Annotated in this window: 21 protein-coding genes; 9 read left to right on the plus strand and 12 right to left on the minus strand. The window is 38.3% G+C overall.

The annotated features are described in order from the left end of the window. Positions 1-42: 42 nt before the first annotated feature. Together ftsH and rlmE are read right to left on the minus strand one after the other, a co-directional pair. A complete protein-coding gene (gene ftsH, locus H5120_RS13750; protein WP_259395785.1) occupies positions 43-1,986 on the minus strand; it encodes an ATP-dependent zinc metalloprotease FtsH in 1,944 nt (647 codons plus the stop codon). Positions 1,987-2,052: 66 nt separating this feature from the next. Further along, positions 2,053-2,682 (minus strand): 23S rRNA (uridine(2552)-2'-O)-methyltransferase RlmE, encoded by a 630-nt coding sequence (gene rlmE, locus H5120_RS13755; protein WP_002963155.1) that lies wholly within the window; start codon positions 2,680-2,682, stop codon positions 2,053-2,055. A gap of 88 nt (positions 2,683-2,770) precedes the next feature. On the opposite strand from rlmE, the gene yhbY reads away from it, so the two are divergent. Further along, complete coding sequence (gene yhbY / locus H5120_RS13760; protein WP_002963153.1) at positions 2,771-3,067, plus strand: ribosome assembly RNA-binding protein YhbY; 297 nt, start codon at positions 2,771-2,773, stop codon at positions 3,065-3,067. 82 nt (positions 3,068-3,149) lie between these two features. Here the strand turns inward: yhbY and H5120_RS13765 are convergent, their stop codons facing one another. Further along, entirely contained in the window at positions 3,150-3,650 is a 501-nt protein-coding gene (locus tag H5120_RS13765) for a histidine phosphatase family protein (RefSeq protein ID WP_002963152.1), read from the minus strand. Beyond that, positions 3,647-4,801: a serine hydrolase gene (locus tag H5120_RS13770; protein ID WP_024597089.1), complete on the minus strand. Its 1,155-nt coding sequence runs from the start codon at positions 4,799-4,801 to the stop codon at positions 3,647-3,649. Before H5120_RS13770 ends, H5120_RS13765 begins: the two co-directional genes overlap by 4 nt. A 112-nt stretch (positions 4,802-4,913) precedes the next feature. Here H5120_RS13770 and H5120_RS13775 point away from each other — a divergent pair, with 112 nt between their 5' ends. From H5120_RS13775 to H5120_RS13800, 6 genes are all read left to right on the plus strand, one after another. Next, positions 4,914-5,717: a hypothetical protein gene (locus H5120_RS13775; protein WP_002963149.1), complete on the plus strand. Its 804-nt coding sequence runs from the start codon at positions 4,914-4,916 to the stop codon at positions 5,715-5,717. Positions 5,718-6,195: 478 nt separating this feature from the next. Continuing rightward, positions 6,196-6,978 carry a MipA/OmpV family protein gene (locus H5120_RS13780; protein WP_004335751.1) on the plus strand — a complete coding sequence of 261 codons (783 nt, stop codon included), beginning with the start codon at positions 6,196-6,198 and terminating at the stop codon, positions 6,976-6,978. Then, positions 6,968-7,351, plus strand: a complete 384-nt coding sequence (locus tag H5120_RS13785; protein ID WP_024597091.1) for a DUF3019 domain-containing protein — start codon at positions 6,968-6,970, stop codon at positions 7,349-7,351. Before H5120_RS13780 ends, H5120_RS13785 begins: the two co-directional genes overlap by 11 nt. Positions 7,352-7,375: 24 nt before the next feature. Further along, the gene (locus H5120_RS13790; protein ID WP_039484510.1) at positions 7,376-8,080 is read left to right on the plus strand and encodes a response regulator transcription factor; all 705 of its coding nucleotides are present in this window, start codon (positions 7,376-7,378) and stop codon (positions 8,078-8,080) included. A gap of 19 nt (positions 8,081-8,099) precedes the next feature. After that, complete coding sequence (locus tag H5120_RS13795; protein WP_182675062.1) at positions 8,100-9,392, plus strand: HAMP domain-containing sensor histidine kinase; 1,293 nt, start codon at positions 8,100-8,102, stop codon at positions 9,390-9,392. A gap of 204 nt (positions 9,393-9,596) precedes the next feature. After that, positions 9,597-10,952 (plus strand): sodium-dependent transporter, encoded by a 1,356-nt coding sequence (locus H5120_RS13800; RefSeq protein ID WP_182672328.1) that lies wholly within the window; start codon positions 9,597-9,599, stop codon positions 10,950-10,952. 78 nt (positions 10,953-11,030) lie between these two features. On the opposite strand, the gene H5120_RS13805 is transcribed toward H5120_RS13800, so the two are convergent. Next, the gene (locus H5120_RS13805) at positions 11,031-11,480 is read right to left on the minus strand and encodes a GNAT family N-acetyltransferase (protein WP_004335742.1); all 450 of its coding nucleotides are present in this window, start codon (positions 11,478-11,480) and stop codon (positions 11,031-11,033) included. Positions 11,481-11,549: 69 nt separating this feature from the next. Further along, a complete protein-coding gene (locus tag H5120_RS13810; protein ID WP_004335740.1) occupies positions 11,550-12,293 on the minus strand; it encodes a sporulation protein in 744 nt (247 codons plus the stop codon). Between the two features lie 266 nt (positions 12,294-12,559). Here H5120_RS13810 and H5120_RS13815 point away from each other — a divergent pair, with 266 nt between their 5' ends. Next, on the plus strand, positions 12,560-14,134 hold the full coding sequence (locus tag H5120_RS13815) for a cation:proton antiporter family protein (protein WP_182675064.1): 1,575 nt from the start codon (positions 12,560-12,562) through the stop codon (positions 14,132-14,134). 350 nt (positions 14,135-14,484) lie between these two features. After that, positions 14,485-14,706, plus strand: a complete 222-nt coding sequence (locus H5120_RS13820) for a DUF3820 family protein (protein ID WP_024594942.1) — start codon at positions 14,485-14,487, stop codon at positions 14,704-14,706. A 91-nt stretch (positions 14,707-14,797) separates the two neighbouring features. Here the strand turns inward: H5120_RS13820 and H5120_RS13825 are convergent, their stop codons facing one another. From H5120_RS13825 to ilvY, 6 genes are all read right to left on the minus strand, one after another. Next, positions 14,798-16,045, minus strand: coding sequence for an ATP-binding protein (locus tag H5120_RS13825; RefSeq protein ID WP_182672327.1), 1,248 nt, complete (start codon positions 16,043-16,045; stop codon positions 14,798-14,800). A 25-nt stretch (positions 16,046-16,070) separates the two neighbouring features. Further along, a complete protein-coding gene (locus tag H5120_RS13830) occupies positions 16,071-16,763 on the minus strand; it encodes a response regulator (RefSeq protein ID WP_004335729.1) in 693 nt (230 codons plus the stop codon). Between the two features lie 14 nt (positions 16,764-16,777). Further along, positions 16,778-17,158 carry a DUF3019 domain-containing protein gene (locus H5120_RS13835; RefSeq protein WP_024594944.1) on the minus strand — a complete coding sequence of 127 codons (381 nt, stop codon included), beginning with the start codon at positions 17,156-17,158 and terminating at the stop codon, positions 16,778-16,780. A gap of 1 nt (position 17,159) precedes the next feature. Continuing rightward, positions 17,160-17,972 (minus strand): MipA/OmpV family protein, encoded by an 813-nt coding sequence (locus H5120_RS13840; protein ID WP_182675066.1) that lies wholly within the window; start codon positions 17,970-17,972, stop codon positions 17,160-17,162. A 395-nt stretch (positions 17,973-18,367) separates the two neighbouring features. Then, positions 18,368-19,414 (minus strand): GGDEF domain-containing protein, encoded by a 1,047-nt coding sequence (locus H5120_RS13845; protein WP_182675068.1) that lies wholly within the window; start codon positions 19,412-19,414, stop codon positions 18,368-18,370. Between the two features lie 116 nt (positions 19,415-19,530). Beyond that, entirely contained in the window at positions 19,531-20,436 is a 906-nt protein-coding gene (gene ilvY, locus H5120_RS13850) for an HTH-type transcriptional activator IlvY (protein WP_024594947.1), read from the minus strand. Positions 20,437-20,498: the final 62 nt, after the last annotated feature.

The raw sequence follows: 20,498 nt of genomic DNA on the forward strand, positions 1-20,498 counted from the left end.
AAAAGCCCCGAAATTCGGGGCTTTCACTAGCTATTTTAACGATTATTCAGCTTTATCATCAAGGTTTGTTTCATCTTTTTTCGATGAATCATCAGTCTTTTGACTTTCATCAGCAACTGGTTCTTGAGGTTCTTGCTCTTTTACCGGTTTAGCTTCATGACGGTCATGAGCATCGCGCGGCTCACGCACTGGTTGGCGCGCCATTAAATCATCAATTTGCTTAGCGTCGATTGTTTCGTATTTCATTAACGCGTCTTTCATTGAGTGAAGAATATCAATATTTTCTTTTAATATTTCTTCTGCTCTTTGGTAGTTACGATCTGAAAACAAGCGTACTTCAGCATCAATTACTTTAGCAGTATCATCCGACATACTAGATGCACGGCTTCCGCCACCACCCATATACATCTCGTTCTGATCTTCAGCGTAAAGCAATGGACCTAGCTTTTCACTTAAACCCCAATGTGTAACCATTTTACGTGCAATATCAGTTGCGCGCTCAATATCGTTACTTGCACCCGTTGTTACTTTATCAGCACCATAAATAAGCGCTTCAGCAATACGGCCACCATAAAGGCTTGAAATCATTGATTCTAAAAGCTCTTTTGAATGACTAACACGGTCTTGTTCAGGCAAGTACATTGTTACACCTAGCGCACGGCCACGTGGAATAATAGATACTTTGTAAACCGGATCATGTTCAGGAACCATACGGCCCACAATTGCGTGGCCTGCTTCGTGATATGCTGTCATTTCTTTTTCTTGCTCGCTCATCACCATGGTTTTGCGCTCTGCGCCCATCATGATTTTATCTTTAGCAGCGTCAAATTCAGCCATACTTACAACACGTTTATTACCACGTGCAGCATAAAGTGCAGCTTCGTTTACTAAGTTCGCTAAATCAGCGCCAGAAAAACCAGGTGTACCACGTGCAATAACAGCCGCTTCTACGTTATCGCCTAATGGCACTTTACGCATGTGTACTTTAAGTATTTGCTCACGACCACGTATATCAGGTAAACCGACTTCAACTTGACGGTCAAAACGACCTGGACGAAGTAATGCAGGGTCGAGAACATCTGGTCGGTTAGTTGCCGCAATAACGATAATACCTTCGTTACCACCAAAACCATCCATTTCTACTAGCATTTGGTTGAGTGTTTGCTCACGTTCATCGTTACCGCCGCCCATACCTGCGCCACGTTTACGACCAACCGCATCAATCTCATCTATAAAGATAATACAAGGTGCCGCTTTTTTAGCTTGTTCAAACATATCACGTACACGTGACGCACCAACACCGACAAACATTTCAACAAAATCTGAACCAGAAATTGTAAAAAACGGTACTTTCGCTTCACCCGCAACAGCCTTTGCAAGTAACGTTTTACCAGTACCAGGAGGACCAACCATTAGTACGCCTTTAGGAATACTACCGCCAAGCTTTTGAAACTTAGAAGGGTCACGTAAAAAGTCTACCAATTCGGTAACATCTTCTTTCGCTTCATCACAACCAGCAACATCTGCAAACGTTGTTTTAATTTGATCTTCGCTCATTAAACGAGCTTTACTCTTACCAAATGACATAGCGCCTTTACCGCCGCCGCCTTGCATTTGACGCATGAAGAATATCCATACACCAATAAGCAGTATCATCGGGAACCAAGAAATAAATATACTTGCTAAGAATGATTGTTCTTCAGGTTGTACACCCTTCACATTTACATCATTTTTAAGTAAATCATTTATTAAGTCTTCATCGTACATTGGCATCGTTGTTTGAAAACGCTCACCACTGCTTTTAGTACCAGTAATATTTCCTGTACCGCGGTCGATAATAACTTCTTGTAAAGAGCCACTGCGGACATCTTTAACAAATTGAGTGTAACTTGTTTGACGATCAACTTGCTCGCCACCATTAAAGCTCTGAAAGACTGACATCAGCACAACTGCAATCACCAGCCATAGTATTAAATTTTTCGCCATATCGCTCAAGGGGTTAACCTCTTGTATCCAATTAATTTAAATTCAACTAAACGCCAAGCAACTGTACTACAGTTTGTATCCAGTCGCTACTATATATACTTCCCGAGAACGGGCACGTGAGGCATCAGGTTTGCGTATTTTCACTGCTTTAAAACTATTACGTACATCTTGCAAGTATTGATCAAAGCCTTCACCTTGGAAAACCTTAACAATAAATGCGCCATTTTTCTTTAGTACTTGACTACACATATCCAGCGCAAGTTCTACCAAATACATACTACCCGCTTGATCTACTGAGTTATTACCACTCATATTTGGTGCCATGTCAGAGAGTACCACATCAACATTTTTACCATCAATACGTTTTAGCAACGCATTTAACACAGCTTCTTCACGAAAGTCACCTTGTAAAAAGTCAACACCCGCAAGTGAGTCCATAGGTAATATGTCACAGGCAATTACTTGACCTTTGTCACCTACTTTTTCTGCCAAATACTGTGACCAGCTTCCTGGAGCTGCTCCTAAATCAACAACGGTCATACCAGGGCGAAGTAACTTATCTCTATTTTGTACTTCATCTAATTTAAAAACCGCTCGTGAACGCCAGCCTTTTTTTTGCGCTTCTTGAACATATTTATCATCAAAATGTTCTTTCAGCCATCGCTGTGAACTGGCTGACTGTTTTTTATTTGTCATAAATTAACACGCAACTAATTAGTAATATTCTCTAGATGGCGTTAGAATACCCTTAATTCAAGCCATATTCAGCAAAATTTGTATAAACATGACATTATCAAACAAACAAAAGCAGTTTTTAAAAGGTCAGGCACATAGCCTCAAGCCTGTAGTTTTACTAGGTTCTAACGGTTTAACCGAAGGCGTAGTAGTCGAAATTCAAAGTGCATTAGAAATTCACGAATTAATCAAAGTTAAAGTTCCAACTGATGATCGTGAAACAAAAGCACTTATTTTTGAAGCAATCGTACGTGAAACTGGTGCGACTAAGCTACAAACGATAGGTCACACTATTGTGCTTTATCGTCAAAGTGTTGAGAAAAAAATACATTTACCACGTAACTAATTAATCCTATTTAAAGGATTTAGTACGTTTAAATTAAAAAACCAGCTTAATGCTGGTTTTTTGTTATATAACACTTTTTAATTTAAAAGCTCATTGTATGGTGCGTTACATCATAATCAGTGCCATTACTTCTGGGCTTATTATGCAATATAAAATACTGAGTAAATTGTGTCTCACTCATAGCTGGCACTTTTTCATTGGAGAGTAGTTCAGCCAGTTGCGGCGTCGTATTACTGTGCCCAATAACAACAACTACACCCTTTAGTTTGAGTAACTCATTTTTTAAATCACCTAGCTCACCTGCGTTATACACATTTAATTTGGTATTAAAATGTGCCTGCAAAGGTGCGGCTGTTTGCAACGTGCGTTTATAGTTGCTGCTAAAAAGATGTATATTTTGATGTTCTTTAAACAAAGTAACTAAATTATTTGCACGTGCCTTCCCCTCTTCTGAGAGCGCTGGGTTTTTCCCCGTTAACTTTTCGCTATGACGAAACAAATATACCTCGTCAGGGGCGGCAAATGCCAAACTACAATTAAATGACAAGGCTAAAAAAGTGATTGCTAATATTATTTTATTCATATTTTTTTACCTCGTTTGTATTCTAATAGCCTGTCGATAAATTCAGTTGTTAATTCATTTATTACGCCGGTTTCAGCATTAACGATTAAACTAAAACCAACATTTAAGTGGGGAAACACAACCACATCGCTTCTATATCCTTGCACCCAGCCACTATGATAGTAAAGCGTTTCATCAGCGTAATTATAAACCCGCCAACCTAGTCCGTAATAAGCCTCATTAAGGTGTTTTTTCCACACCCTGCGATGCATTTCTTTTTTTGTATGTGTATAAGGACGCGTTTGCTTTGCTAGAGTATCCAATGACAAAACATCTGGGTATTGCCCTAGCTGGGCTTTTAACCAAATGGCCATGTCATTTGCACTTGCGTTTACACCCGCTGCAGGTCCCACTTTATAATAATTTTTTTTAAGCTTAGCGCTATACCAACGTTTTGTACCGCGCACGTGTGGTAATGCGTAATTTTCATCCTGAACCATAGATTCAAAACCTAAGCTGGCATCACTCATTTTTAAAGGCGCAAAAATAGTTTCCCGTAACCACTGCGCGTAACTTTTACCACTGCTTTGTAATATCACATTACCTATAAGGCTAAACATAACATTTTGATAACCGTAACATTCGCCTGGTTTGCAAATAGGTTTAACACTAAGTAATTTTTCAACAATACTGGGGTAATCCATACGAGACTCTATCAAATTATCGTACGCATTAGGCACTAACCCACTTGCATGACTTAGAAGGTGAAATACCTTTAAATCATCTTGATAAACAGTCCCTTTGAACTCAGTTATGTAATCGCTAACAGCTTTATCTAATTTAAGTAAACCCTCATTGGCTAATTTAGCTGATAACGAGCCTGCAAATGTTTTAGAAACAGACGCGAGCCTAAACCGGGTATGCTTATTTACTTTTTGTCCATTTCGGGTTTTAGTTACACCCATGGTGTGGATGTAGTCTGAGTTGTTTGTACTTACAATCGAAAGTGCAGCGCCTGGTATACCTTTATTTTTCAGTTTTTTTTGCGCATAACGGCCGTACTTTTTTACAAATGCATCCCAATCAGGATCTGCTTTTGCTGCAAAACTCACAGAGCTAAACAACAAACACAAAGCAGGTAGGCTATACAATAAAGATTTGAGATACTTCATTTTTATAAATTTTATCTTTTTAACTACATCTATGTAGATAATATCATGAAGTTTTGTTTGGACTAACGTACAATACGACAATTATTTGGTTTTTAGTGAGTGTTTAGTACTTATGCGTTTTTTAGTTGTGTCACTTTTTGTTATATTATCAACTGGTTGTACTCTTACAAAGCAGCCGGCCGAGCCACTGGCTATGCCATTAAAGCCAACATTAAAAAGTCAGACCTACCAGCTTGAGTACACCACAGAACACTCATCCCCAAAAGTTAAATCCGTTCAACTTCCTGCACATAAGGTAGTTAGAAACCAAACAGTAAAAATTATTACCGATAAGGCAAGTGTAACCGATAAACTTTTATCGCAAATTAGCCAAGCACTTAACGATAAACAGCTAAAAGTAACCACTAAAAATAACAGCGACTACACACTAACTATTCAGCAACTTGATTTAACTTTCACTGACGATGTTAAGTACGCAATAAAGCAACCTGAGAACCCTTTTACATTATATTCAGATATTGCTCAGCAATACCCAACTCAGGAATGCGCTGCAATATTCGCACAAGTAAGTATGCGCCTCACACACAAAGCATCGGGTGATGTTGTTTGGTTTGCTAAATCTTCTATTGATAGTGCAAGTTTTCATCGTGAGCCACTAGTTTATAGTTTCACCGAAGAGCAAAAAATAACTAATGAGCTTGAGGTTGTCGCTTTTGTCCATCAGCAAAATACTGATGAAGCCCGCATGGAAAGACTTGGAAAAGACATTCAAATTCCTCAGTACAAAACGTTGTCAAAGTTATCTAGCCTTGCCAAGCTTAGTGGTCCATGTAACAGAACAGAAGTAAGCGCATTAACGCCTATGATGCAGTTTTACTTAAGCAGTATATTAATCGATAAAATTAAAGTTCAGTAAATTAGGGTCTGTTGATCTTTACGGATTAAAATTTGTTCAAACTAGGGGCTATTTAATCGCGGCGCTCGGTTTGTAACCTAGTGGGCTCGATAACTGCTCCTGCGTTATTCTAATGGCTTACATCCATGTAAGAATAAGTAAAAACCGAGCAACAAAGCGTAAATAGCCCTTAGGAAGAACCCATTGGGCAGCGCCTGTTTGGCATTAATGCTACGTTATCGCCCATTTATGGGGAATAGCCACACTGCATAGGCTCTGCCTTGCCTATATACCAAACAGACTGCTGAAAATTTAACCTTAAAAGTTCAACAGACCTAACACTTACTACATTTTTTTACAGATTAAAGGAACGAATTAACAATATACTACGCTTAATAACAAATAATAATTAGGCCCCATAGGGATGAGAAACACTTTGCTTAACCATACTTTAGTGAGCATAACATTGCTTTTTTGCTTTATTTTTAGCACCACAAGTATGGCAAGTAATCGCTATTATGCAGACAATACGTTAGAGCCAACCCAAGGCTTTGCCTGGGATTGGAGTGCAGGTGCGGGCTTTTATATTGAAGATTCTTACCTAATCGGTATCGAATCTTACGATAAGGGCGTTGAGCTTGATTTAAGTCTTGCTGTTTCTTACGATAAATTTTATCTTGATTTTGATCACAATCAACTCAGCGGTGGTCTTGTAATTGGTTACAGCCTTATAGATAAATTTGATTGGGGCTTAGATATACTTGGCACAAATACTCAAGCCGGGTTTGACGAAAAAGGCCTCGGGTTTTATAACCACGGTGTTATAAAAGAACTCCAAGGTATTAAAAAACGTAATTACGATTTTGATGTTGGTCTTAGGCTCTCGCGCCGATTTGAAAACTCACAATTCTCCTTTGAATACCTTCATGACATATCTGGTGCCCATAATGGCTGGGTTATAAATAGCTTTTTTAGCCACATTTTGCCATGGCGAAACTGGGAATTTAGGTCTGGTGTTGGTTTAAGCGCCTACTCTGCTGACTTTACCAATTATTACTTTGGCATTGATAGCGATGAAGCCACCAGCCTTCGCCCGATTTATACCAGCAATGCCAGTACTAGTATTATCTTTGAGTTCCATGCTGAATATCCAATAAGCCAAGATTGGGTGTTTTTATCCGGTTGGCTTACTACATGGTTTTCAAAAGAAATTGACGACAGCCCAATTATTTCCCAAGGATATCAACATAAAGCCAAGGTAGGCCTACGTTATGTATTTTAGATGGATCTGGGTATTACTGATCTTTCCCAGTACCTTTACTGTTAAAGCGCAGGACCCCCCTGAAGCACTCATAGCACTACCCGACACTTGTGTTGCACTGCGCGAAGGGCGTAATTGCTATGCCGATGTCACACTTACGTGGGAGCAACCTATCATTGGCAATTACTGCCTACGCGATGCAACTTCAAAGTACATTATGCAATGTTGGCTAAAGCAACAAAGTGGTACTTTTAATTATGCTTTTGACTCACAGCAAAGCATTTCATTTGAACTATTTGATAGCAATACATCCAAAGTCATCAGTACAGCAGAAGTAAAACTACAATGGGTTTATCAAAACAGACAAAAAAAACGCCGCTGGCGACTATTTTAATACCAATCGCATTAGGGATTTTTTATGGATAACTACGGCACTATTTTACTTGTTGAAGACGATGCATCACTAGCGCAATGGGTTGCTGAATATTTAACAGAGCAAGGCTATACAACGCATGTTTGTCATCGTGGTGACGAAGTTGTTAGCAAGGTCAAAACGTTAAACCCAAATATTGTGCTCCTTGATATTATGCTCCCGGGGCAAGATGGTATCAGCGTATGTAGAGAGCTTCGTAGCTTTTATAATTCGCCTATTATAATGCTCACAGCACGCGATGAAGAGATGGATGAAGTTATTGGTTTAGAAGTTGGCGCAAGCGACTACATAATGAAACCGGTGCGTCCGCGTGCATTACTAGCGCGAATAAAAGCAGCACTGCGTCAAAACAATGAGCCAAATAAGCCACAGGTTAGCCAAAGCGTTATTCAAGTTGGTGCACTTAGTATTAATACCGAATCTAGAAATGTGACCCTTAACGAGCAAGACATAAACATATCAAGCGCCGAATATCTATTATTACACTACCTTGCAAGCAATGCAGGTCAAGTTGTCTCACGCGATGCCGTATTTAAAGCGACGAAAGGTAGAGAGTACGACGGGCTTGATAGAAGTGTTGATGTACTTATTTCTGCACTTCGTAAAAAATTTAATGATGATCCACAAAACCCCGAAAAAATTAAAACTATTTGGGGCCGTGGATATTTACTTGTTTCTACCGCGTGGTAATAGAGCGATGAATAAATAAATGAAAAAGTTTTATATATCGCTTCTAGGCAGTGCACTTTTATCTATTTTGGTATTGGGCTGGCTTATTGATGCTTTTAGTCAACAAGCGCATACCCCACAAGATGAATTTAGTCAGCAAAGTAAAATGATCATGGGTTTTAATAAGCAGTTAGCTAACATACCTACATCTGAGCGCAGCGATTATGTAAAACAACTAGCCCGAGAGTTTGATGTTTTAATTGACTACAAGCCAAATGAGTCACTCGCCTTACCACCTTCTTTGTTATTACAAATGCACACGCCAGGTGGGCTGATTTTAGAGGATCAGCAAGGCTTTTATATGCTTTATAGTAGCGACGTTTTAAATCCTTTTCACTTATCAATGCGCTTAGATAAAATTTTTGATAGCGAGCAGCATAACGACATTATATTAACTCTACTATTTTACGCAGGCCTATGTGTATTTATGGGGTTTATTATCGCGCCCTTAGCTAAACGGCTAACTGTCTTAAATGAAGCCGCTAAAAAGTTTGCCTCTGGTAATGTTCAAGTCCGAATAAAGGTATCGCACTTTACCTATATAAAAGATGTAGAGCTTACTTTTAACCGCATGGCTAGCCAAATAGAGAAACTTGTCGCCGAAAACAAACTAATGGCCTCGAGCTTGTCTCACGACATCCGCACCCCTATCGCGTGCCTGCGATTTGGTTTAGATGCGGCATTAGATAGCCATGATGAGCAAAAAGTAAAACAGTATTTAACCCGTATGGAAAACGATTTAGATCATATGGAATCGATGCTTAGTAGCTATTTAGCATTTGCTACTTTAGAGCAAAACGCGAATAAACTAACCTATTCATCAACCAATATTAAATCCTACCTTGAAGATATTTTAGTTCAACTTGCACCAAAACTTGAAATGCAAATGCTCAACGTACAGCTCAATAGTACAGATAAAATAATAAATGCAGATCTTCACTGGCTGGCTCGTGCAATTACTAACTTATTAACTAACGCATGTGATTTTGCAAACCAACATATTTACCTCAGTGCAAAGTTACACGAGCAACAGCTTATAATAACGGTAGAAGATGACGGCCCTGGTATCGCACAAGAGAACTTTAGTAATGTATTTAGCCCATTTTTTAGAGAGGAAGATCACCGTAACAGAGCCGATAAGAGTTATGGCCTTGGCCTAGCCATTGTTACCAAGGTAGCTGATTGGCATCATGGCAGCGTTAAAGTAAGTAAAAGCACCCAGTTAGGGGGGGCGTGCTTTACTCTCACTATTGCACAGCACCATAATTCGTAAAGCAATAGTTACAGACTGTAATTAACAATTATTAAACAAAATCAACTCGTTATTTTAAACGACTTAATAACAACAATTAAAATCGATGGTTATAACATACACTTTACTTATTAATTTGTGCTAGATCAGCAAATAAGCACTTTTTATTTTTTTACATTTCCAGTAGATTGTCACCGCCGTCACACAATAGAGAAGTACAATAATATGAGCGCAGTTAGAGGCGAGTTTAGCTCTCGCTTTGGTTTTATTATGGCCGCCGCGGGTTCTGCCGTTGGTTTGGGCAATATTTGGGGATTCCCTACACAAACAGCAAGTAATGGCGGTGCTGCATTTTTAGTCGCATATTTAGTGCTTGCGTTCTTTTTAGCCTACCCCGCTTTAATGGCTGAACTTATGATTGGACGTCATGGCCAAGCAAACGCAGTGTCATCACTTCAAAAAATATCTAATAAGTCATGGCAAAAACACTTTGCTTTTGCTGTTGGTTTTGGCGGTATTTTATGCGCTGGCTTTATACTAAGCTTTTACGCCATTGTTGCCGGTTGGATGCTCAGCGCCACAGCTGAACCCATAGCCACTTTAGTTGGTGCCAACACAGCATCTACATGGTTAAGCGAGCAATCACTTACTCGAAATATTATATTCACTATGATATTTATTGTACTAACTGTCGCTATTATAAGTAGAGGCGTTGAAAACGGTATTGAAAAGTGGTCTAAGCGTTTAATGCCTGCACTTTTAGGCATTTTATTTGCACTTATTGCTTATGTGATGACGCAAGATGGTGCTATGGAAGGCTTAAAAGCCTACTTAGTTCCTGACTTTTCATCTATTTTTGACGCAAAACTATTAGTAAGTGCACTAGGGCAAGCTTTCTTCTCTTTATCGCTTGGCACTAGCGTAATGATTATTTACGGCTCGTACATTAGTAAAAAAGAAAATCTTGTTTCTTTAGGTGCCTATGTGACCCTTATTGATGTATTTATAGCCTTTGTTGCAGGTTTACTGATTATTCCGGCTATGTACGTAGCACAAGCTCAAGGCGTTGAAATATTCTCGGCCACAACGGGTAAGCTACTCTCTGAAGATACATTAGTGTTTCAGGTACTCCCCGCTTTATTTGATGGAATGGGCGAAGTTGGCTTATTTGTGGGTTTTTCATTTTTTGCGTTAATGAGTATTGCCGCTTTAACATCATCTATTTCAATGTTAGAGGCGCCAGTATCATACACCGTAGAGCGCTTTGGGATGAAACGCGTTCAAGCAACGTGGTTAATTGGGGCGCTAATCGCTATCGTCAGTATTACAATTGTGTGTAACCTTAGCAGCTTATTTGGCTTAGTAATCACTCTCACTACAAAAGTAGCTCAGCCTTTACTTGGTCTTATGTGTTGTATATTTGTAGGCTGGATTTGGTATAGAGGCTCATTACTAAAAGCAATTCAAGAGGGTAACCCTGAAGTTCACAATACATTGTTTTGGAAAATATGGCCTTGGTATACTAAGTTTGTATGTCCACTTGCTATTGGCATGGTGTTTTTACACTCACTATTGAGCTAAATGATACCTTAGCCTTAAAATAGTTTTAAATAAAATAGCCCACATTAGCGGGCTTTTTTATAGCTACTTAAATTAGATTTATTGAGTGAGTTTTAAAATCATATCTTGATGAGGTATACCGTCTTCTAGATATTCACTTTTGTAATCTTCAAAGCCAAAGGAGCGGTAAAAATCAAGTAAGTAGGTTTGTGCGCCAATATAAATATCTCGTTCAGGCCACCGCTCTTTACAGCATTCTATAGCTTTACTTACAAGTACAGTGGCGTCGCCTTTGCCACGCGCACTTTTACTTACCAGCACGCGCCCTATTGCGCTGTATTGCTCATTTTTTTCATAGCATCGGGCATAAGTGTGTAGCCGCCCATTGTCTAGTGTATATAAATGCTGTGTATTTAAATCAATATCTACATCATCAAGTTCAGGGTAAGGGCACGCCTGCTCTACAACAAATACGTCTACACGTCCTCGCATAATAGTAAAAAGAGTATGCGCATCTAAAGCATTAAACTGCTCACATTTAAATTGCATTTTAAATCCTATAAACAATAAACCCAGCCTAGGCCGGGTATAATAAAATTATTCACTTGTTAGTTTATATTAAGCAAATAAGCGCTCTAGTTGGTCGCACAACTGCGATAAATTCACGTGGTCATGCTCTATCGTTAAATCTACATAACCATCGCCTCTAAAGGCCCTGTCTAGCTCTATAAGCACGTGTGTTTTATGTGCCTCTGGTACAAATGACAACTCGATCTCTTGAATGCCAAATAAACTACGGCTATTTGGCTTATATTCAAGTTCCTGATAACAGCCCGATAACGATTGAAATGTTGAAGCGCGCAAATGGCCTTTTTCTACATCAGCTTTCATTAAGCTAAAACCTAGCTTTTCCATCGCCTGCATGCACGTTTTAACAGCTTCATTAGGGTAAATATGTAAATGGTCTTTATCGCTCGGATCAAGTGCTAAATCAATATCTAAACCTGTTTCAAGCCACACATGAGATTGATTGTAACCTGCATTAATTTCTGTAATAGGTGTTTCAGAATGAAGACGTGCTTCAAAAGGGATACTTTTAACTTCGCCAGGCTCAATTGTACCTATATCTGTAATTCGCCATTGGTCAATCACATGATTGGTAAAATAATCACCATCATCACCTGCCACTTTAACACGGGTCATAAGTAATAAATCTAAGCCTGCAATATCTTGGCTAACATCACCTGCGGTAATGACTATTTGTGCATTAAAAAGCTGACCAGGTTGTAGGTGTTCAGTCTCTAAAACAGTATCTACTTTTGCAGCACCAATACCTACCGACGCTAAAATCTTTTTAAACATATATTTCTCCTTAAGCTGAGCGGTTCTATTATTTGCTCTTGCTTAAACTTCTTCGTTATCGCATCTTAACCATATTTAAAAGCCAATGTCAGTGAAAAAATGTTATTTACATGCTATTTACGATTAAATATATGTTTGATGCGCATTTTTTATACACAGCTAGGCAAGTATTTGATTAGACGCGTTCATTTTTAGGTCTATTTTTATTTTCAATGGTATAAATTTTTCGTTACACTGCAACCCCAAATGAAGTGATATTAAGAATTATGGAACTAATCTATTTTGCCGCCGCGTTTGTGTGTGGCTTTGCTGTTTATCAGTTAAAGCTGCCTCCTCTTATTGGATTTTTATTAGCAGGTTTTGCTTTAAATTTATCGGGTTATAAAAGTACAGAGTTGCTCGATACAATAGCAGCACTTGGCGTAACCCTTCTTCTTTTTAGTATTGGTTTAAAGCTAAAGGTAAACAGTTTAATTAAACCCCAAGTGTGGGCGCCTGCAACATTGCATATTATTTTTAGCAGCGCGCTTTTTAGTGGCTTTATGTTATTGCTTGGTGTTTTCGCTATTCCACTGTTTATTGATTTAAGTTGGCAAAGTGCTTTATTAGTAGGGTTTGCGCTTAGTTTTTCAAGTACTGTATTTGCAGTAAAAGTGCTTGAAGAACGCGGAGAAATGGCAAGCCTTCACGGTAAAATAGCCATTGGTATACTAGTCATGCAAGATATCTTTGCTGTTATCTTTTTAGCGATTAGTACAGGTAAAATTCCAAATGTATGGGCAATTGCATTAATAATTGCTCTGCCTTTATTACGACCTGTCATGTATGGCGTATTAAATCGCTCTAAACATGGTGAACTATTACCATTATTTGGTTTTTTCTTTGCTTTAGTTACTGGTTATCATGCATTTGAATTTGCAGGATTAAAAGGCGACCTAGGCGCACTCATAATTGGGATGATGTTTGCACCACATAAAAAAGCAGGAGAACTATCAAAATCTCTGCTTAATTTAAAAGACATATTATTAGTCGGTTTTTTCTTAAGTATTGGCTTGAGCGCAGAGCTAACCACTAGCTCATTAATCGTTGCTATTATACTTGTTTTAGTTTTACCTATTAAAATAGCGCTTTATTACGTGTTCACAAATATATTCAAACTACGCGCACGTACATCATTACTTACCGCCTTTAGTTTATCTAACTACAGTGAATTTGGGTTAATTGTATGTGCAGTAGCAGCTAGCACAGGCATGATCACTTCTGAGTGGCTGGCCGTAATGGCAATTGCTGTTTCTATTACCTTTGTAATTGCCTCGCCGTTAAATAAGCGCTCAAACGAGCTATACGTAAAAATAGAGCACTGGCTATTAAAGTTTGAAAGCAAAACTCGTTTAGCTGAAGAGCTACCTGTTAACCTAAACGATACTAAAATAGTCATTTTTGGTATGGGACGTATTGGTACTGGTGCTTATGAAACAATCAACGCGACTCACCCAAATGTTGTTGCAGGCATAGATATAAAACCTGAAGTGGTAGATAAGCACGTTAACAGAGGCCGCAACGTATTAATTGCTGATGCAACAGATCCTGACTTTTGGCAACGAGTAAATCATTCGCAAGTAGAAATGGTCATGCTTGCAATGCCAAAGCATATGCAAAATATTTTTGCGCTAGAGCAACTACAAGCCTCAGGTTATAAAGGCCAAGTAACAGCTATTGCAAACTACCCTGATCAACAAAAAGAGCTAGAAGAAATGGGTGTTCATTCTACTTATAACTTTTACTTAGAAGCAGGTAGTGGTTTTGCAGAGCACGTTAAACAAGAGCTATTTAACGAATAATCACTTTTTATAACGTCTATAAATAACAAAGCCTTAAAATCATTAAGGCTTTGTTATTAGTTTTTAAATGAAAAGCAATTCTATTTACATTCCTTTACAAGCCATTTCACCACGACCATAAAAAACAGGTAGACTATCCATGTTGGTTAAATAAAACCCCATGTTCTAATAATAACTTAATTAGATCCCAGCTAATTAAAGTTCAACTAGGTTTATATTAATCAACAAAAAATTATTAAATCAGAGGGCCTACTCCCTCGCAAAATAGGCTGTTTCTTGCCCGTCACAGCCTATTTTATATTTCTAAAATCCCTTACACTTACGCAGACTTTAAAACCTAAGTAACTCTTATGGATCCAAAACAATTAAAAATAGCTGTAAATACAACGATGCCTTTTGGGAAATATGCTGGGCGCCCTTTATTACTACTACCAGAACCTTATTTGGTGTGGTTCAAACAGCAGGGATTTCCTAACTCGAAACTTGGTAGCCAACTAGCGATGATGTATGAGGTTAAACTAAATGGCCTTGAGCAAATGTTAATGCCATTACTTGAAAAAAATAAAAAATAATTGAGAACTTTTTTAAATACTTGCGGTCTATTATATTGCTACTTGTTGATTTTGGTTTTTAACCGCAAAAAAAGCGCCTTAGGCGCTTTTTTTATGTCTTAAATTTAAGAGGTAAATATACAATAAATTTAGCACCACCTAAGCTTGAGCTTTCTGCTTTACACTCCCCTTGGTGCCACGACACAATTTTAGCAACTATAGCAAGCCCTAAACCAAAGCCACCAGTGTCCTTGCCTCTACTTTTATCTAATCGAGTAAAAGGCTTAAATACGTTTTCTCGCTCAACGGGGTCAATCCCTTCACCATCATCTTCAACAATCAATACGATGTGAGTTGCCTCTTGTAGCAATGAAATTTTGACTTGTTGATGAGTGTATTTGAGCGCATTGCCAATTAAATTTTGAAATACTCGCGCCATAAAGTGGCTATCACAGTAGTAATTTAAATGCTCAGGGAGGTTTATAGAGAGCGTTGTTCTAGCTTCAAAATTTAGCTTTTCAATAGTGGTTTTTACCAGCCCAGCTAAATCGCAGTTTATTGGCTGTAAACTTGGTTGTTGAGAGTCTAATCGCGCGTATTCAAGCATTTCAGAAACTAGTGACTCAAGCTCACTAATATCTGTTTGCATGTTTGTTAGGTATTTTTCGCCTTTTTCGTCAAGCATTTGTTCTTGTAGCATGACTATTGCAAACTTTAAACGTGCTAGTGGCGTTCTAAACTCATGCGACACCGATGAGGTAAGTTCTTGCTGCGCACTAAGTAAAAACTCAATACGTTGCTGCATTACCTTTAATGTATCAGTTATAGGTAAAAAGAAAGACTTAGAAGAGTCATTTAGTTGAAAGTCTTGCAAACCCTCTACCGCTTCACACGCTTTACGTAGCTTTGCAAAGTCACGCCAGAGTAAAAAGCTCCATAGCCCAACTGGTATACCTACAATAATAAGTAGTAATAAATACGGCCAAACAGAAGATGATTGCTGCGTTAATACGCCTACCGGTCCTACTTGAAGTAATGAATCATTACCGAGATCTACATACCAAACAATGCGTTGTTGCTTATCATACAAATATAAGTAGTGGTTTTGATTTAGCTGCGATTGTTGTTTTTGAGGAAGTATTAAATCACGTCGTTCAATCACTTTACTTTCAAAGTTATGCTTTAGTTTTTTAAGACCATTTGGGGTTTGTGAAAGCAACCACAGTGATTGCCCAAACTCATCGTCTAAGAAGACCTGCTGCTGCGACTCTTCATAGGGCCACAGCTGCTCAATAACACCACTTACAACAAATAATGAAACAATGATATATAAGTATAAGCTGGTAAACAGTTTTCCCATTACAGCCGATTAACCTTAAATAGTTCTAAAGATCCCATGCATCAGAAACAAATAAATAGCCTTGTCCCCATACGGTTTTTATACGATACGGCTTATCACTATTATCGCCTAATTTTTTACGAATTCGTGATACGCGTACATCCACAGTTCTATCAAGTCCGTCGTATTGACGGCCAATCATATGTTGGTGCACATGTTCTCTGCTTAGTACTTCACCCGCATTTGACGCTAATAGCCATAGTAGTTCAAACTCGTGCGAAGTTAATACAATCTCTGAATCACTTAGTTTTACAATACGGCTTGTTTTATCGATGACTAAATCACCAAACTGCAGCTCTTCACTAGATTTTACTATTGGTTGCCCACGTCGTAGTAATGCATTGATCCGCGCTAGTAATACACGTGGCTCTGCTGGTTTTATTACATAATCATCAGCACCAAGTTCTAAACCAAGCACTTGGTCGAAGTCTTCACCTTTAGCAGTCAACATTAAAATTGGTAGAGTAAATTTATCTCTTACTTGGCGGCAAACGCTAAAGCCATCTTTACCTGGCAGCATAACGTCTAGAATCATTAAATCGGGTGTATTGTTTTCTAGGTAATTAAACACTTCGTCACCGCGGTCTAACACTTCGACTTCAAGGCCATTATGTTCAAGGTAATCTTTTGTTAGCTGTTGTAAACCGAGATCATCTTCAACAAGTAAAATTTTTGGCATTAGTTGCTCCTAAATTAAAAAAAGCTCCACGGAGAGCGAAGCCTACGCCTATTTTTTTTAGCATGGGCGCTTTGTACTTCAACCTGTGTTTTTGCTATTAACACACCCGTATGAGGATTGATTAAGGAGTATATGGTCTCCACCTGAACACGCGCTTTATAATTAAATTGCCCAGAACGCTGCTGCTGCCAGCATTGAAGTAGTTGTTCTTGTTGATACAAACAGACATCACTATAGGTGTTTAATAGCCATTTAAACTGTAAATCAAGATCGCAAAAATCCTGCTGTTCGGAAACCACGCAGACTTTTGGAGAAACACTAAAAACAGGGGTTTGTGCCACACTAAAACCACTAAAAAAAGTGGTAATAAACACAACTAATATTGAATACTTCATATTAAAAAGTACGATCGAATCCTATAAATGCAGTCATTGAATAAGTACGTTCAAAGAGCGGACTGCCATCCATAGCCGAATAGTCGTAATATGCTACATGAAAACGAAGAGAGTCAGCCTTACTCAGTGGCCAACGTGCGTCGATTTTAGCATAAGGTTGCCAACTACTACCAACGTCTATTTTGCCAAATTGAGTTTCACCCTCATTAAGTCCATAAAAATAGCTATTTAGTTCCGCAGATTTATAGTTTATTCCAAGTGTTGGCTTTATTTTAAGCTTTCCTAGCACAGTATGATATTGCCACTGCAATGCACCGCGTACACCTCGATAAACATCGGTTATATCATGCAGAGCCTGAACTGAAAAAACATGGTCTTCATTTACATAGTGATATGCAATACCCGCATCCAAGGCAATTTGCCGTTTATGCAAATTATCAATATCAGCGTAGCGAGAGGACGAGGCTTCATTTTGCATTACAAACTGATTATTAAGTGCACTACTTTGCAATGCAAATACATTTTTAGGGTGCCAGTCTATAAAAAAGCGAGATTCAGAGTTGAGTTCACTAACTAGATTAAAGTGATGCTTTGGGGATTGTGAAAATGAATAGCCAAGGCGGCCATTATCAAAAAACCATTGCTCTGCATAAAACGCAATTTGTGGAATAAGCACAAGCGGAATATTATCTCCACCATGCAAAGGGTTGGTTATAACTCCAGCCCCAACACTTAAACTCAAATGCAGGCGATCAGTTGTTATATCTTGCTCTGTATAATCGTCAGCATGCTTGCTTGCCTGTGTTGCTTGCACCGAAGCAAACAAAGTGCTAAAACATAGAGCAGTTAATAAGGAGAAGGAATACCGCATCAGCGTACATCAAAGTATTAAATTAAGTAAGTTCCCCATACTAGCAAGGTCTTTTTAAACTAGCTCTAGCTGGTTACAATTATTCACAATTTGTATACACAAATGTTAACTTTTGTGTTTTTGAAGTGACAAACCCTTCAAATTAGTTATGTGCGTTGGCTAAGCTGGCACTGCTTTGAGAAACTTTGGAAATGAGGGATAACCTCGCAAATGCTTTAATTCAAATAAAATCTGCAGGAAGCCAACTCTAACAACTTTTTTTTATTAACCTTACAAGCTACTAGGTTACCAAAGTTAATAGCGGCTTTAGCCGTAATAAATCAAGCTTCTGATGCTTATTAAATATCAGGGGCTATTTCTATTCGGTTTCGGCCATGTGTTTTTGCGATATATAAGGCTCTATCTGCACGCTCAACTAAAACTGAGCTATTAGTAAATGGACGTAAAATAGCTAAACCAAAACTTGCAGAAATAGCACGTTTAGCTGTTATATCATGCTTTTTACGAATCGCTAATTTCGCAATAGCTAAACGTATACAATCGGCAAACGCTATTATATCGTTAATAGTGTCAAAATAAGCTGTTATACAAAACTCTTCGCCACCGTATCTATATATATTTGCTGTTTCAGTTGTATTTTCTCTCACTTTTTTGGCAACTAACCTCAACACTTCGTCACCCTTTTGATGACCAAAGTCATCGTTAAAACGTTTAAAGTGATCAATATCAAACATAATTAGTACGGCAAGAGAATCTTCCTGTGCTTTCTCTGAGTATTCAAAACAAAATTTTACGATATCTGAATCAAACTTACCTCGGTTATAAAACCCCGTAAGCGTGTCGGTATCAGCTGCTTCTTTTGAAATATTAAGTGCTTCTTTTAAATCTTTTATTTCGTTGTAAGCAACAGCTAACTTAGTTTGAAATTCTCTAGCATAATCCTGCATAGCAATAGAATCGTCGGTTAAGCGCTCTACACAACCTAATATTTCATTATAAGAATTTACATCAGCAAGCATATTTAATTCATTTTGTGAATCAACTAAACTTGTTGTAAAGCTTTTGGAATGCTCAAGCGTGGTGCTTATATCTTGCTGGACTTGCTCCATAGTTGTATGGAACTTTTCAGTCATGTCTTGAAAGAAAGCCAGATCGTCTTGCGTTAAATGCTTATCAAAAATTTCTTTTGCTTTGTCTTGTGAGCATGTTTGTTGCTCAGCAATAACATGGTCTAATTCAGCATTTAATGAAGGGTTACTCCCTTGAATGTAACAGTACCAAATTGCATAGTTGATAGGGGTTACCGGCATACGGTATTTTACCATCAAAGGAATCGCCTTTTTAAGGCATTGAGCAGAATGAGCAAGTGATACGGCGTGGTTCATAAATAAACTCTCAAGCGTCATTGTTTTTATTATTAGCACTCAATGTTAAGTAATAGTAAACTCATACGCAACCTATATTCATACTATTTAACTAATTTGCTTGCTCTGTGTGCATATTAAATTGCTTTTGCTTCTAAAGTTTGCGCAATATTCCACAACGCACTGATTGCAGGGTCATTTAACTCTTTTCTTAATACCGCCAAACCGATATCAAACCCTTCAGGTGCTTGCATTTTTGGTGTTAGTATTTGTACCTTATCCTGCAGCGGGCTATTATCTAGCACTATTTTAGGGACCATTGCGACGCCTAGCCCTAAGCTCACCATAGATACCATTGCTTCATGTCCTGCAACTTGGGCGTAGATTTTTCCGTGAATATTATTTTTGCGCCACCAGTGCTCTAACCTTTGGCGAGAAAAACCTTGTTCTGGGACAATAAACTCTAAATCAGACCAATTAATGTCATCACTATTTTGTGTAAGCTTTTGTGTGATCGGACATTGAATTTTTGGGCCAATTAATAAAAGTGGTGAGTGCCCAATATCAACAAAGGCAATTTGCGACGGTAATTTATTAGGCTTAGCTGCAATTGCCATTAATTCGTGGCCATCAAGTACACGATTTATAGCAAGTGCTGGGTCGCCTGTATTTAATGTTATCTCTATGTACTGATGCTGCGCACGAAGTTGTTCTAATATTTGATGTAAAAAACTATAAGATGCAGTTACAGAACAATAAATACTTACTTTGCCGTAAATATGCTGTTGTGGGTCTTTTACATTCGTTTTAAAACGTTGCCAATTAGCAAGCGTTGCCGTTGCGTAATCAATAAAGGACTCCCCCTCACGCGTTAATTTAACACTTCGGTTATCGCGGATAAACAATGCCACTCCAACTTCTTCTTCCAAATGTTTTATATTTCGGCTCAAAGTGGGTGCGCTTATGTGGCAAAGCTCACTTGCGCGCCCAAAGTGAAGTGTTTTAGCCAACGCTAAAAAGTAGTTTAAGTGCTTATGTTCCATCCAACCCCCTGCATTTCATATTATGAAACACTTTAATTCAAATATATCATTTTACGCAAGCA

The sequence above is a fragment of the Pseudoalteromonas sp. SR43-2 genome, from assembly GCF_014163885.1.
In the GTDB taxonomy this organism is placed as follows: Bacteria; Pseudomonadota; Gammaproteobacteria; order Enterobacterales; family Alteromonadaceae; genus Pseudoalteromonas; species Pseudoalteromonas distincta.

What these genes read in the sequence shown, in the direction of transcription:
- ftsH (WP_259395785.1), bottom strand. Translation starts at nt 1,986, where the DNA reads ATGGCGAAAAATTTAATACTATGGCTGGTGATTGCAGTTGTGCTGATG.
- rlmE (WP_002963155.1), bottom strand. Translation starts at nt 2,682, where the DNA reads ATGACAAATAAAAAACAGTCAGCCAGTTCACAGCGATGGCTGAAAGAA.
- yhbY (WP_002963153.1), top strand. Translation starts at nt 2,771, where the DNA reads ATGACATTATCAAACAAACAAAAGCAGTTTTTAAAAGGTCAGGCACAT.
- H5120_RS13765 (WP_002963152.1), bottom strand. Translation starts at nt 3,650, where the DNA reads ATGAATAAAATAATATTAGCAATCACTTTTTTAGCCTTGTCATTTAAT.
- H5120_RS13770 (WP_024597089.1), bottom strand. Translation starts at nt 4,801, where the DNA reads ATGAAGTATCTCAAATCTTTATTGTATAGCCTACCTGCTTTGTGTTTG.
- H5120_RS13775 (WP_002963149.1), top strand. Translation starts at nt 4,914, where the DNA reads ATGCGTTTTTTAGTTGTGTCACTTTTTGTTATATTATCAACTGGTTGT.
- H5120_RS13780 (WP_004335751.1), top strand. Translation starts at nt 6,196, where the DNA reads ATGGCAAGTAATCGCTATTATGCAGACAATACGTTAGAGCCAACCCAA.
- H5120_RS13785 (WP_024597091.1), top strand. Translation starts at nt 6,968, where the DNA reads ATGTATTTTAGATGGATCTGGGTATTACTGATCTTTCCCAGTACCTTT.
- H5120_RS13790 (WP_039484510.1), top strand. Translation starts at nt 7,376, where the DNA reads ATGGATAACTACGGCACTATTTTACTTGTTGAAGACGATGCATCACTA.
- H5120_RS13795 (WP_182675062.1), top strand. Translation starts at nt 8,100, where the DNA reads ATGAAAAAGTTTTATATATCGCTTCTAGGCAGTGCACTTTTATCTATT.
- H5120_RS13800 (WP_182672328.1), top strand. Translation starts at nt 9,597, where the DNA reads ATGAGCGCAGTTAGAGGCGAGTTTAGCTCTCGCTTTGGTTTTATTATG.
- H5120_RS13805 (WP_004335742.1), bottom strand. Translation starts at nt 11,480, where the DNA reads ATGCAATTTAAATGTGAGCAGTTTAATGCTTTAGATGCGCATACTCTT.
- H5120_RS13810 (WP_004335740.1), bottom strand. Translation starts at nt 12,293, where the DNA reads ATGTTTAAAAAGATTTTAGCGTCGGTAGGTATTGGTGCTGCAAAAGTA.
- H5120_RS13815 (WP_182675064.1), top strand. Translation starts at nt 12,560, where the DNA reads ATGGAACTAATCTATTTTGCCGCCGCGTTTGTGTGTGGCTTTGCTGTT.
- H5120_RS13820 (WP_024594942.1), top strand. Translation starts at nt 14,485, where the DNA reads ATGGATCCAAAACAATTAAAAATAGCTGTAAATACAACGATGCCTTTT.
- H5120_RS13825 (WP_182672327.1), bottom strand. Translation starts at nt 16,045, where the DNA reads ATGGGAAAACTGTTTACCAGCTTATACTTATATATCATTGTTTCATTA.
- H5120_RS13830 (WP_004335729.1), bottom strand. Translation starts at nt 16,763, where the DNA reads ATGCCAAAAATTTTACTTGTTGAAGATGATCTCGGTTTACAACAGCTA.
- H5120_RS13835 (WP_024594944.1), bottom strand. Translation starts at nt 17,158, where the DNA reads ATGAAGTATTCAATATTAGTTGTGTTTATTACCACTTTTTTTAGTGGT.
- H5120_RS13845 (WP_182675068.1), bottom strand. Translation starts at nt 19,414, where the DNA reads ATGAACCACGCCGTATCACTTGCTCATTCTGCTCAATGCCTTAAAAAG.
- ilvY (WP_024594947.1), bottom strand. Translation starts at nt 20,436, where the DNA reads ATGGAACATAAGCACTTAAACTACTTTTTAGCGTTGGCTAAAACACTT.